Source organism: Zhongshania aquimaris (assembly GCF_019312595.1).
GTDB classification, from domain to species: domain Bacteria; phylum Pseudomonadota; class Gammaproteobacteria; order Pseudomonadales; family Spongiibacteraceae; genus Spongiibacter; species Spongiibacter aquimaris.
In genome coordinates, this window is sequence record NZ_JAHWDQ010000001.1 from 939,208 (window position 1) to 952,334 (window position 13,127).

A 13,127-nucleotide genomic window follows, 5' to 3' on the forward strand; every position below is an offset into this window, starting at 1 on the left:
GCCAGCAATTTTTTTGGCTGCGTATCATACCCAATTCTGATAAAACTGCACTAGCGATTCCGCAAGATTATTTTGCCCTTCTAAAACCCCACACCATCGCTCCGCATGGCCCGCCAGCTCTGCCGATGGCGCAAACATAAAGCCATCCCACTGCACACGTTGATCAGCGGAATTCCAAGCCCGCCAATGACTTAGCAATTCTTGCTTGGCGCCAGCGCTTAGCTGACATGAATAGTGACTTAAAAATGCCTCCATTTTAATAAGATGAGCCCCTTCCTCCTGCGGGTAGATATGCCATAAAAAGGGTCTGCCTGCCCATTGGGCTCGAACAAAGGAATCCTCCCCCCTAACCACATTGAAATCGCAGCTCCACAGTAAACGGTCGTAGTCCTGCTGGCTCAAAAACGGAATCAACTGAATCGTGACGTTGCCCCGCGCGTAAACCTCGTCAAATTCGATTTTATCCACTGCCAACCAACGGCAAACATCACCGACGATTCTCCCCTCGGGCACCAAAACATGACAAGGGTGCCCCGCCACTGCAGCATGATCTAAGAGAGTTGCCAGCTGGGGATTTTCATAACAAAACAGCGAAACTAAGGTGCTATCTGTGGCTAGCTGGACCCCAATACGATTTAAAAACACCTCGCGGGCGGTGGCACTGCGCTGAAATTCTCGCCGGTCTTTTAACAGACCAGACTCTCTGATCAAGCCGCCAGTATCTGCGCTGAAGCCAGGGAAGAAGAAGTATTTTTGCAGGCCATTTGCCTGCAAGGACGGCAGGGTATGACAGCCTGCGACCCAGTCTTCGGCGCTCAAATATTCTAGATTCAACCACAGTACCGGCGTCTCCCGGGCTAGCATGGCTGCAATATAGGCACTGGGCAGCTCGCAAGCAAACGCTTCCACGACCACATCTGCCGCTGACACTGGCGACCACGGCGCGGCCCAGAAATGTACCCAAACGCCGTCTATCAGCTGAGGTTGTTGCTCGACTGCCGCAGTGTTCGCGGCGGGAACCAAGCGGGACAAGCTCGCGACGTCATCAATCCACAAGCGCACATCGAGGTCGTATTCCGCCGCCAATTGCCGGGCCAGACGCCAACAAACGCCAATGTCGCCGTAATTATCGACGACCTGACAAAAAATATCCCAGTGTGTACGCATCGCATGTTCGCAGTGAAAAAACAAAATATGGCTAATTTAGGTGGCAGCTAATTTACGCAGAGTAGCGGTAAAACTCGTTAACACCCGTCCCTCTTGTTTGAGCACGCCGCGCGTGAACCCCATACGTCCGGTTTCGTGAATTAACTCAATTTCCGCCAACAGCGGCAAGCCCGACAAACTGCAGCGTCATATCAATCGTCACCACCCTACCGAACGCAACGCTTCGATTAATATAAAGGGGGAGATACAACACTTGCTCAGCGCGTACTGCCAAAAAACCACCGTGAAGTCCATTCTGCCCATTTTGGCTAGCACTACTGGTTTCAAACCGCGCCTCCGCCCTGCCATCACCGGATTTACGAAACTCATAGGGAGCGAGCTGACTGTCAAAACTATCGCCTTCAGGCATGGGCATCGCCATCCACTCTGAAGACGTAACGTCTGGAAAATACACTGGGGAATTATCTACCATCGCACTGCGCGCCGTATTATTAATAACCGGCAAGGTATCATAGTCTTGGGAGAATCAGACTGATTTGCAGTGAAAAAAAGCGCAATCAAATATGGCCAGAACCACACAGAGAATTTACCCGCTAAAATCGCCAAACAAAAAAATACCGCCAAGCAGTGTGAGCTGGTGGCGGTACTTTAATTACAGGCGCTTGCCAGCTATTACTTTGCGAGCTTTACCCTGGGCAATACCGGTTCTCGTTTCTCCAAAAAGGCCGCTAACGCTTCGCGGTGCTCATCACTATTCCTGCAGCGCTGGAAGTTTTTGATTTCTTCAGCGATATAGCTCTCACAGCTTAATTCTTCGGCATTTTTTAGATTGTTTTTAATGCAGCCCAGTGCATTCGTTGGTCCTTCCGCTAACCGCGTGGCCAACGCTTCTACCTCAGTACATAGCGAATCCACATCACAGACCTTACTGAGCAGACCGTTTCTATAGGCCTCATCCGCGCTATAGGTTGGGCATAACAAACAGAATTCCCGCGCCTTGCCCGCCCCCATCCATTTGCTTAAAAAATAGGCCGCCGCGAAGTCGCCGGACAAGCCAATTTTTGTGTGGGCATAGCCCAGCGTTGCGGTGCTATCCGCCAAGCGAAAATCGCAGGCCAAAGCCAGCGACAAACCCCCGCCCACCGCCGGACCACGAATCATTGCGATGGTCGGTTTTGGCATTTCATGCAATAACATGGCGGCTTCAGCCCCCACCCGTAACAACACTTCAGTAGAGTATTTACGGGTGTGCTCAACACCCAGCGCCAAATTTTTGATGTCTGCTCCAGAGCAAAACGCGTCGCCCGCGCCCTCAAGCACAACGGCACCGACGGTGTCATCCTGCGCCGCATCGCGCAAGCAGCGATATAAGGAGGTCACCATCTCTTCATTTATGGCGTTCTTTAATGCTGGGCGGCTTAAAATGACGTGTAGGACTCTGCCGTGGCGACGTGAATGAACGGGGCCGATTTCATTAATCATTATTTTAATCCTATCTACTACAGATAAAGACGCATCCTTGCCTCGTGCTTAGTGCGCTCCTCCTAGCTGGACTGCTGTCACCAAGCTCTAAACACACAAAATACGGGACATTCCTAGGAAAGACAATCGATAAAACACGCCGATTTGCACAGCCTGCGTCGACGTTTATGAATTAGCCATTTTTAGCGAAAAATGCACTAAAGCTGCGCGTAATTTCATGCAAAACCCGACGCTTACCCAATCAGTTATTTGAATCTAACGACACCGCGACAGGCTTTGGCGAACCCTCTCGAAGCAAAATCTAAATACAAACCATTTGTATTTGATATTGATTCTCATTACTATGTGCCTCGACTTCACGAGTTGACCAAACAAAAGCCCGCTAACCACTCGGTCATCTTATTTATAAACAGTGGCATATGGGATCAGCAACATGAGAACCTACCAGGAGACATTCAACGTGACAGATAGATACAAACCAAACCAGCCGCGGCGCCAACTTCTCGCGCAGGCGATTAGCGTCGCACTTGCCAGTACAACATTGACAGCCCTAGCCGCCGAAGAAGCCCAACAGACCCTTCCTGCAGTAAAGGTTGAATCGACGGTAATCTCGCCCTACAAAGCAGAGAAAGCATCGTCTCCGCAGTACACCCAAAAATTAGCCGACACGCCAAAGACTATTAGCGTTGTACCTGAGCAAGTGCTGCGCGACCAGGCGGTCACTAGCCTACGTGACGCCTTGCGCAATGTATCGGGCATTACCATGCAGGCCGGTGAAGGCGGCGCTGCGGCCGGCGACAATTTGAGTATCCGTGGTTTTGACGCTACCAACGATCTTTATGTAGATGGTGTAAGAGATATCGGCGCGTATAGTCGCGACACATTTAACCTGGAGCAGTTAGAAGTAACCAAAGGCCCCTCGTCTACCGTCAGCGGTCGCGGTTCAGCCGGTGGCTCGGTTAACTTGGTAAGTAAAACCGCTAAGTTTGAAGACTTTAAACGTGGCACCGTGTTGGTCGGAAGCGACAGCCAACTACGTGCCACCGCAGACATCAACGGTGCACTGAGCAATAATTTGGCCGGCCGCATTAATGTTATGACCCAAGACAGCGGCGTACCCGGCCGCGATGTTACCGAAAACAAAGGCAGCGGCTTTGCCGGCGCGTTAACGTATTTATTATCTGAAAAGACCACACTATCTGGTGGCGTCACCTATCTCGACCAAGACAATATTCCCGATGGCGGTGTGCCATTACTTACCAACGCCAACGGCGAGCGCTACTTGGATGAAGCCACCGCAGAAAACTACTACGGTGTTGAAAATCGCGATTACGACAAGAATGAAATCACCACCTTCAAAGTGGCCGTTGAACATAACTTCAGCGACACCTTAAGCCTGCGCAACCAAACATTTATCGGCACAACCGAAACCTCCGCCGCCTTCACCCGCCCGAGCTTTGATTCATCTACCGGCGACGTACGCCGCGGAGGCGTTAAAGGACGTGACGAAGACCGCGATATCATTTCTAACCAAACCACCCTGCGCAGCGACTTTGTCAGCGGCAGCGTCCAACACAATCTAGTCACGGGCATTGATATTACCCAAGAGGAATATATCAACTACGAGCTGCTGGCCACCAACGATAATCCGCCCAATGTCGACCTATACAACCCCGTCACCGACGATCCATACGGCGGCTCTATTACCCGTGCCGGTGGCCAGCGCAAAGGCACCTACGACGCGCTGTCATTGTTCGTAAGCGATACTTTAACCTTTACACCGCAATGGTTGGTCACCCTTGGTGTACGAGTTGAAGACTATGAGCAAGAGTATTCACAAGACTATTCTTCAACTGGTCGTGGTGGTGTTATCACCGACCCATTCAAGTATAAATCGAGTGACACCTTGATCAGCTGGAACGCCGCAATTACCTATAAACCGGCAGAAAATGGCAGTATTTATGTCGGTGTTGGCAATTCTCAAACGCCACTTGGCAGCAACTTAACGCTGAGTTCTGATGAGCAAAACCTCGATGCTGAAGAAGATCAAATCCTCGAACTCGGCACCAAATGGGAACTGTTCGACGCCAAAGTGCTAGCCAGTGCAGCCATTTTCCGCTCGGAGAAAACCAATGCTTCCACCAATGACGTGGATAATGATGACGTACTAGTACTTGAAGGCGAGCAAGTAGTACAAGGACTTGAGTTGGGCATTAACGGCACGATTACATCCAAGTGGGTCATTATTGCCAACTACACCTATACCGATAGCGAAATCAAAGACTCTGGCGATCCAGAAGAAATTGGCGAAGTTATTTTCAATACCCCTGAGCACAGCGCAAGCCTGTGGACGACCTACCAAATTGATCGAGCGTGGCAAGTGGGCGGAGGCCTGCAGTACATTGGCGAATACGAGAATGGCAGCACCACTGAACTAGACGCTACCACTCTGCTAAATGCGGCTGCGTCATTCCAAGCGACTGATAACCTCAAGTTACAACTGAATGCGAATAATCTAAGCGACGAGAAATACCTGCTTAAACCTCGCGGCAGTCGCGGCGTACCAGGCGCCGGCAAAAGCGTAGCACTTACCGCTAGTCTGGAGTTCTAATTCTCAACACGCAATAATATACGCGCCAGAGAAAACCTACCGCCCCGCACATGCGGGGCGTTTCCGTTAAAGGTCTAAATACATGTTAGTTAAAATACCCGCCGTTCTCAGCAAAGCAGAAGTCGCACACTGCCGCCGTGTTATGGAAGCAGCAGAGTGGGTAGATGGCAAAGTAACTGCGGGTTACCAGTCAGCAAAAAATAAAAACAATATTCAGTTGGCAGAGAATTCCGACGCGGCAAATCAGCTCGGCGATATTATTTTGGCCGCCCTTGCCAAGAACAATTTATTTATGTCTGCCGCCCTACCCCTAAAAATTTTTCCGCCACTGTTCAATTGCTACCAAGGTGGTCACTCCTTTGGCGTGCACGTCGACAATGCTATTCGGCAGGTAAAGGGTACGGCGGTTAAAGTGCGAACAGATATATCAATGACCCTGTTCTTCTCAGAGCCGGAAGAATACGACGGAGGCGAACTCGTCATCGAAGATACCTACGGCACACAAAGTATTAAGCTCGCTGCCGGAGATATGATTCTCTATCCCTCCACTAGCTTGCACCGAGTCACACCTGTCACCAAAGGCCGACGCCTCGCCTCGTTTTTCTGGCTGCAAAGTATGGTCGCCAGCGATGAAAAACGCAGCTTGCTATACGACATGGATATGAGTATTCAGAACTTAAGTCAGGGTAATGAAGACCACCCCGCCATCATTCAACTCACCGGGGTTTACCACAACTTATTGCGGCAGTGGGCGCAAACTTAAATTGCTTTTACATAGAGAAAATACGGAGCTTTACTCTTCAAACTACAAATAGCGAGGGACTATCTAGATTACTCAGAGAAGTACGGACAGCTATTTTACTACCCGTTAAAGTAGCGCAGATCCAAAGCTTCTCGCTTCCTGCGCAGCCTTATTCTGTTAAAGTTTTAGTTGATTCTCGTCCAGAACGTCATGTTCACAGAGTCTTTTTCAAGAAGTTCTAAATATTCAAGTGCAACGGCGTTATCTAACCATTGCTGGCAATACTCCTCTGCCTTTTCCTGCGAGCTGGCAATAGCCACATCTGCATAAATACCATCTGCACCACGAACCAAAAAATGGAGAATTAGCTCCCCTTGCTGACTAAGAAAATCTGCCTCGACGTTATTAGACAGTTCTACCAATCTTGCCTCTGTCACACCGTCTTTAAGCCTGAAGGTCGCGAACTCCATGCCGCCAATGCTATCAATATTGCCATTCTTTATCATATTAGTGCCCCAGTTATTGCTTGAATGCCAACTGTAAGGCGTTGCTACTGACAGCATTGTGTCAGTCCACTTTTGCTTTTGATTCAATATATGCCGATAGAGAAACACCTTCTGGTAAAGGAGCGGTATATTCACAAAGGGTTAGCTCGCTTATACGGTCAAGCCTGAAGTCCCTGTAGTCGCCGCGCAGGTCGCACCAACTGCCTAGCGTCCATCTGCCTCCCCAATAAAATAGACCCAAAGGATAAACTGTTCTCGACGTCACACTCTCTGAAAGCGAGTTATAAGCGATCTTCAGCCAACGCTTTCTCTCTATCGCCGAGTGCGCTTTCCCCCAAACTTGATACGTTTCAGAATCACGATGACTTACCGGCACCCTTACCACGCGCTCCTCATCAGGAATCAGATTTGATGCCTTCGGTAATACAGCTTCGATCTTTGACAGCAGTGAGTGCGCTGAAGCCGCAAGATGCTTTCCAGTTAAAGACGCTGTAAAGCTCACCCCCGTAATGAGCGCCTCCAACTCGCCCGAAGATAGTTGTATCGGCGGTAACTCAAAGCCCTCTGACAACCGATACCCAACACCTGGCTCGCCATATATCGGTATTCCCGACAAAGATAAATCATCAATATAGCGATATATAGTTCTTTCAGACACCAGCAATTTCTCAGCTAACTGCTTTGCAGTAATGGGCTGATGTTTACGCAAAATATTAGTTAACTGAAAAAGTCTGTCTGATTTTCGCACACTATAGCCTTTTCTCTTAGAAGGTCTAACACACGCAAAAGCGGCGCTGAAAACGCGCGGTTATGATGTCCGGCCCCGCAGGGGTGCACTGCTTGCTAGTTAGGTAGATAGTGGGAAGTGCTCTCTTATTCACATGCCTTGACGACTTACATCGAAAGTTACAATACCCGTGACTGACCGCTAATGAGTTTATTAACGATCAGGTTTAGTATCGACTTACATTCGGCGAAGTTAGATAACGTATGATCACTCTAGTTTTTCAGACAACCAGGCGGTATCAAAAAAGTAGTGCTACGATTCGTCGCCGTCAGTATTGCGGAACTTCAACTGCAAACCCTTTAAGAAATTCCGCAAAATCTGATCTTTGCAATCGCGGTAATGTTTGTGATCGGTCTTGCGAAAGAAGGCACTCAACTCATGCTTGCTAATCTTAAAATCTGCCAGTGCCAGTATCGCCATCACGTCTTCCGCTTTTAGACTTAGGGCAATTTTTAACTTCATGAAGATCATATTGTTTGTCAGGCGTTTCTCTACTACCGGCTTTTGCCCGTCTTTGGCGCCGCGCATATCAACAATTAAGCCGTTTAAAAATGCGGCTAACAACAAGTCATCGCAATGCTCAAAGCCGTCATCTTCTTCTTTTTTTAACCACGCACTCACTTCTTCGCGGGAAACATGGTGATCAGCCAAGCTAAAGATCGCCATCATTTTTGAATCATTAAAATCAAAGATGTAACGCACTCGGCGCAAGACATCATTATTTACCATGGTGTTTTCCTATTACTTACTTGTCTTTCAATTATCTGAACGGCGAGAGCCATCTTTAAAACGACGTTTACGGGCTTGGTTCTCTTCTTCTTTTTTTGCCTTTGCTTCGGCAACGGCTAAATTTTCGCGCTCAATCATAGCAGGCGTTTCCAGGCTAATCCGTCCCACGGTACCGGCGCGCAATTCGTTAATCAGCAATTCGCATATTTTGTGGAAGTTAATGCGGCCGCCACCGGTAAGTGCGCCACGCCGACGCGCTGCCGCCTCTAAAAAAGCCAGTTCGGTGTCGGGAATGCTATCGAGCTGGAAGCGCGCTTTGAGTAACTCTGGGTAGGCCTTAATTAAATATTCAGCGGCGTAAAACCCGACATCGTCGAACTCCATAGCGGTGTTTTTAATTGCGCCGGTGACGGCCAAACGATAGCTGCTATTTGGGTTTTCAATTTTTGGCCACAGAATACCGGGAGTATCAAATAGCACAATACCGCTGCCCAGGTTTATTCGCTGCTGGCTTTTTGTCACCGCTGGTTCATTGCCGGTTTTGGCGATAATCCGATCTGCGAGAATATTGATAAGCGTGGATTTGCCCACATTGGGAATACCGACGATCATCGAGTTGATAGTTTTTAAACTCGCGTCTTTTGCGGGAAACATTTTGCGGCAGAGATCAATTATCTGCCGAATTTTGCCGGGCTCGTCGGTGGTGGTGGTAAAGGTTTTTACCCCGCGATCACGCTCTAAGTATTCTTGCCACTCGGCCGTCACCTTGGGGTCGGCCAAATCAGACTTACTTAGCACCTTGATGCATGGCTTTTCACCGCGCAATTTAGCAATGGCGGGATTTTCGCTGGAGCTTGGAATCCGTGCATCCAAGACCTCAATGAGCAGATCAACCTGAGGCAAAACCTCGGCAATCGCCTTTTGAGCTTTGTGCATATGCCCCGGATACCACTGAATTGCCATTAACCACGCCCTTATCTATCAGAGGCGCTATTGTACGTGATGCAGATCAAATTAGGTAAATCCTATGGGCAATTCGGCTTTTACTACGTAAGCGGCCAATCGTGAATGACACTGCGGTGATAATTTGAAATAGGCGATGCCAAAGCCTTGCGGATCAATTGCGGGCAGCGTTGCTTAGCGTGCCAGAGCTCAAACACTTCCAGCACTCCGGCGTAGGCCTGGTCGGTCTTTACTAATATGATAGGGTCACCGGCGCTGATATTGCCGTCTCGCAACACCCGAGCATAGGCGCCCGGCCTGCCCGCAAAGATAAACTGTTTGGCAAATTTACTGTCTCCCATGCGCACTGCCAACTTAAAACAGGGGGTACGCGGTGCAGATATTTCGAGAATGGTATTGCCTATCATAAGGCGGTCGCCAATAACTAATTCACGCAGATCAATGCCTTGTGTGGTGAGGTTTTCGCCGAACAATCCCGGCTCAAGTTCTCTACCCAAAAAGTCAGCCCACCACTGATAGTCTTCCTGGCTATAAAGATAAACGGCCTGATCTGCACCACCATGCACACTCAGGTCGACGATATTATCACTCTCAATTCCTGCACTACTCACGTAGACCGACGACGCGACAGGCTTTTTGAATATGCCGGTTTCGACCAATTTACCGTCGAATTCTATCTGTTGCTTCTGCGCTCGATTTATTGAAACAAGCTTCATCCCTTCCCCCACTTTCCGTAATTACTGATGCCAGGGTCCATCCACGCTGGCAGCACAAACTACTAGATGGACAATAGCCTGTGTCGGAAACCTAGAATGCCAAACATAGGCAAGGTGTAGATATACGTCAGTCAACATATCTCGCACCGCAATAGGTGGTCCGATATTGACGTAAAAGAAGAAAATGGGAAGGTCAGCAAGCGGGAGTGTTGTTCTCTGGCAAGGAGAAATCTCACGAACCGCCGCGCAGCGGAGGCCTTGCACATTGTGCGGCGACTGAGTAAACAAACCAAACCTCCGCCATACTCTGCAGCGACCGAGTACACATACCAGATCCCCGTCAGAATCGGCCACGACCGAGTATCTAGGTGAGCACAGCGATCCCCTTTGCTTTTCTCGACCTAGGAATCAGCGCATAGCCCGCGGTTTATGGATCCCCGATCGGGGTCGGGGATGACTGCGGTGGGAGCCCGCACAGCATACTCAAGCACCGTCATATTGAGCAGCGACCGAGTACACAAACCAAAGTCCGCCATACTCGGCAGCGACCGAGTACACATACCAAATCCCCGTCAGAATCGGCCACGACCGAGTATCTAGGAGAGCACAGCGATCCCGTTTGCTTTTCTCGACCTAGGAAACAGCGAATAGTCGCGGTTTATGGATCCCCGATCGGGGTCGGGGATGGCAGCGGTGGGAGCCCGCACAGCATACTCAAGCACCGTCATATTGAGCAGCGACCGAGTACGCAAACCAAAGTCCGCCATACTCTGCAGCGACCGAGTACACATACCAAATCCCCGTCAGAATCGGCCACGACCGAGTATCCATACAAGAGGAGCGAGTGCATTATTGGGTACGACTTTGCCAAAAGTAGGTGTCTTTAAGCGACGCAGACAGCGGATAAAATAACAACCGTGTAGAGGTCTTTTAAAGTAACTCTGTTTTAGCCCTATCACCTTCCGAAAAAGTCGCCACCAAGGAGAAGCGCATAAAGCCGCTACAGGTGGTCAAATAGTCGCGAAGACAGAATTTAACAACATCTGCAAAGCGCTCATCTTTAAACTTCCAGTGCGAGGATTTTGCGAGATACGGCTCAACGGTAGACATATCACAAATAACTTTGTGTCCCGCTTCGCGCTGTTTGGTGTCGTCCGTTACCACAATTTTTAAGATGCCGTCAGCCGTGATTTCAAATATCAAATACTGGGAATCGTCGTCGATATTGTCGTGCATCAAGCTGACTGCCTTGTCTGTACACGCGATAATCAGCGGTTCAAGCTCTTCCTCAAGCTTAGCTACGCTGTCGATAGTACAAACATATTCCGCCAAAGAGCCAAGCTCAGACGGCGTGATATTCCAATTTACTCGCATTATATTCAAGCCTTTTGTTCTAGAATCGCTCGCCACGAATGTTCAATTCGATTGCCAATCACTGAAAACAAGAAGGGCCTTCCTGTCGGCAGGAAGGCCCTTCGAGGTGTTCGCTAGCAAATCTGTTTAACGAATACTGGCTGTCGCGCGAGCCGCCATATATTCAGATACTTTCTTCTTCTGATACACATGTGCTGCCGTGGCCACATTACCGCCCTTACCGGTTTCTAGCCAACGCTTAATACGGCCAGCGTCGCCAATGGGGCTGGTTTTGCCAAAAGAGTCTAACATCACAAACAGCAAAGACTTACCATCGACGTTTGCCTTCATCACTAGGCAGCGTCCAGCTTCGTTGAGATAGCCGGTTTTGCTCATATCCACATCCCAGCGCTTATAACGCACCAGGGAGTTGGTATTAACATAGGCGAGACTATAAGCCGGGCGGCTAAAGTTAGCCGTGTGAGTTGTGGTCGTTGAGAACTCTGCAATTTCAGGGTATTTCGCTGCGGCAGCAACTAATTTAGCTAAGTCTGACGCAGTTGAGACATTGTGATGCGATAAACCGCTGCTATCCACAAAGACGGTATTTTTCATACCTAAGGACTTCGCTTTGGCATTCATTTTTGCCACAAACGCCGTCATGCCACCCGGATAATTTCTTCCCAATGCGGCGGCTGCCAGATTTTCAGACGACATTAAGGCAAGACGCAAGACTTCGCTGCGAGGTAATTCAGAGTCTAGACGTATGCGCGAATAGTAATTGTTAACCGCTCTGCGATCATCTTTAGAAAAACGAATCACTTCTCGCATCGGCTGATGAGCATCAAGCACGATCATCGCCGTCATCACTTTGGTAAGCGAGGCAATCGGTTTCACAATATCTGCGTACTTTTGGTACACCACTTCGCCGGTGTCGGCATCGACAACCATCGCGCTAACAGAGGCTAACTGCAGGTTTGCAGGATTATTCCCGGTGGCGGGGTTTGTCGCTGAAGTACCCGCCATTGCTGGAGATAACAGCAGTGACACCAACAGCGTAATCATTATTCTTGTCATTACTTCACCGTCTAACCAAATAATTAAGCGGAAGTTATCATAGCCATTTTGGCAAAACTGCCGACCTGTTCAATATTTATACAAATTTGTTTACTCTTCGCTTTTAACCCGCAAAGTATCCAAAATTTGATCTACCGCTGCCCGATCCATATCCCTATCATCTTCCGCGCAAGCATAGCTCACTAGCAATAAGTGACTTCCACCATGCAAGAACCATTCGCGAATATAATCTCCTTCTTCAACAGTTTCAAACTCCCAACCACGATAATCGTCACCTATTTTGCAAACTTTGCCGTTTTTTATCGGAATTCCGACGTCTTTGATCAAGTCGAGCAGGTCTTTCTCGGTAGCGGCCTTGCCGTTCTCTGCCTGTAAACTGCTCAAACTAATGCAGCCGAGTTCATCCTGGTCGAAGATCAGAATACTGTCGTCGTCCTGTTCGGTACGCCATTCTTCAGGTAATCCAATAAACCACCAATCAGATTCTACTTCCTGCATAATTTTAATCTCAATAAATAGGGTTTAAGTGCGGCTTGATGCTGTTCAAAACAGCGGCAGATCGGCTGACATCAAAACGGCATCTTCATGACCGTCGCCTAGCGGATAATACTTTTTGCGGATGCCATCCTCGACAAAGCCGAGCTTACTGTACAAGGTTCGCGCTACTGTATTAGATACCCGTACTTCGAGTAAACAGCGCTGGCCACCGAACTGCTGCATCCACTCCAAACCCTCGGTGAGCAAATGCCTGCCTACACCGCCGCCACGGCTGTCGGTATCAACCACAATATTCAGAAGGCTGACCTCATCCAAGACCAAGGTATAAGCGCTAATCGCCAGTAATTCATTGTCTTGCCAATAACCAAGGCAGTGATCGTCGCGAAGACTGCGCAGCCAATTGACCCGCCCCCAGGGATGCGGATCAGATCGTGTTTCTATTAATAAGCACTGTTCAAGGTGATGAATACCCAGCATAGCGACACGCGGCATGATG

General features: G+C 49.1%; 14 protein-coding genes. 2 read left to right on the forward strand and 12 right to left on the reverse strand.

Going from position 1 to position 13,127, the window contains the following annotated elements:
• Positions 1–24 precede the first annotated feature (24 nt).
• The 3 genes from earP to KXJ70_RS04290 form a co-directional block, all read right to left on the reverse strand.
• Positions 25–1,167, reverse strand: a complete 1,143-nt coding sequence (earP, locus tag KXJ70_RS04280) for an elongation factor P maturation arginine rhamnosyltransferase EarP (RefSeq protein WP_219042207.1) — start codon at positions 1,165–1,167, stop codon at positions 25–27.
• A 145-nt stretch (positions 1,168–1,312) separates the two neighbouring features.
• The gene (locus KXJ70_RS04285) at positions 1,313–1,639 is read right to left on the reverse strand and encodes a hotdog family protein (RefSeq protein WP_219042208.1); all 327 of its coding nucleotides are present in this window, start codon (positions 1,637–1,639) and stop codon (positions 1,313–1,315) included.
• 200 nt (positions 1,640–1,839) lie between these two features.
• The gene (locus tag KXJ70_RS04290; protein WP_219042209.1) at positions 1,840–2,649 is read right to left on the reverse strand and encodes an enoyl-CoA hydratase-related protein; all 810 of its coding nucleotides are present in this window, start codon (positions 2,647–2,649) and stop codon (positions 1,840–1,842) included.
• A 460-nt stretch (positions 2,650–3,109) separates the two neighbouring features.
• On the opposite strand from KXJ70_RS04290, the gene KXJ70_RS04295 reads away from it, so the two are divergent.
• Complete coding sequence (locus tag KXJ70_RS04295; protein WP_219042210.1) at positions 3,110–5,260, forward strand: TonB-dependent receptor; 2,151 nt, start codon at positions 3,110–3,112, stop codon at positions 5,258–5,260.
• Between the two features lie 82 nt (positions 5,261–5,342).
• Positions 5,343–6,023 (forward strand): Fe2+-dependent dioxygenase, encoded by a 681-nt coding sequence (locus KXJ70_RS04300; RefSeq protein ID WP_219042211.1) that lies wholly within the window; start codon positions 5,343–5,345, stop codon positions 6,021–6,023.
• A 164-nt stretch (positions 6,024–6,187) separates the two neighbouring features.
• Here the strand turns inward: KXJ70_RS04300 and KXJ70_RS04305 are convergent, their stop codons facing one another.
• From KXJ70_RS04305 to rimI, 9 genes are all read right to left on the reverse strand, one after another.
• Positions 6,188–6,565, reverse strand: a complete 378-nt coding sequence (locus KXJ70_RS04305; RefSeq protein ID WP_219042212.1) for a hypothetical protein — start codon at positions 6,563–6,565, stop codon at positions 6,188–6,190.
• Between the two features lie 4 nt (positions 6,566–6,569).
• Positions 6,570–7,256: a helix-turn-helix transcriptional regulator gene (locus KXJ70_RS04310; RefSeq protein ID WP_219042213.1), complete on the reverse strand. Its 687-nt coding sequence runs from the start codon at positions 7,254–7,256 to the stop codon at positions 6,570–6,572.
• A 291-nt stretch (positions 7,257–7,547) separates the two neighbouring features.
• The gene (locus KXJ70_RS04315) at positions 7,548–8,024 is read right to left on the reverse strand and encodes a YehS family protein (protein ID WP_219042214.1); all 477 of its coding nucleotides are present in this window, start codon (positions 8,022–8,024) and stop codon (positions 7,548–7,550) included.
• Between the two features lie 27 nt (positions 8,025–8,051).
• The gene (ylqF, locus tag KXJ70_RS04320; RefSeq protein ID WP_219042215.1) at positions 8,052–8,987 is read right to left on the reverse strand and encodes a ribosome biogenesis GTPase YlqF; all 936 of its coding nucleotides are present in this window, start codon (positions 8,985–8,987) and stop codon (positions 8,052–8,054) included.
• A gap of 83 nt (positions 8,988–9,070) precedes the next feature.
• Positions 9,071–9,703: an MOSC domain-containing protein gene (locus KXJ70_RS04325; protein ID WP_219042216.1), complete on the reverse strand. Its 633-nt coding sequence runs from the start codon at positions 9,701–9,703 to the stop codon at positions 9,071–9,073.
• A gap of 930 nt (positions 9,704–10,633) precedes the next feature.
• A complete protein-coding gene (locus KXJ70_RS04330; RefSeq protein ID WP_219042217.1) occupies positions 10,634–11,077 on the reverse strand; it encodes a hypothetical protein in 444 nt (147 codons plus the stop codon).
• Between the two features lie 126 nt (positions 11,078–11,203).
• A complete protein-coding gene (pbpG, locus tag KXJ70_RS04335; RefSeq protein ID WP_255558184.1) occupies positions 11,204–12,133 on the reverse strand; it encodes a D-alanyl-D-alanine endopeptidase in 930 nt (309 codons plus the stop codon).
• Between the two features lie 90 nt (positions 12,134–12,223).
• Positions 12,224–12,631, reverse strand: a complete 408-nt coding sequence (locus tag KXJ70_RS04340) for a hypothetical protein (RefSeq protein WP_219042218.1) — start codon at positions 12,629–12,631, stop codon at positions 12,224–12,226.
• Positions 12,632–12,676: 45 nt separating this feature from the next.
• Positions 12,677–13,123 (reverse strand): ribosomal protein S18-alanine N-acetyltransferase, encoded by a 447-nt coding sequence (gene rimI / locus KXJ70_RS04345; protein ID WP_219042219.1) that lies wholly within the window; start codon positions 13,121–13,123, stop codon positions 12,677–12,679.
• Positions 13,124–13,127 lie beyond the last annotated feature (4 nt).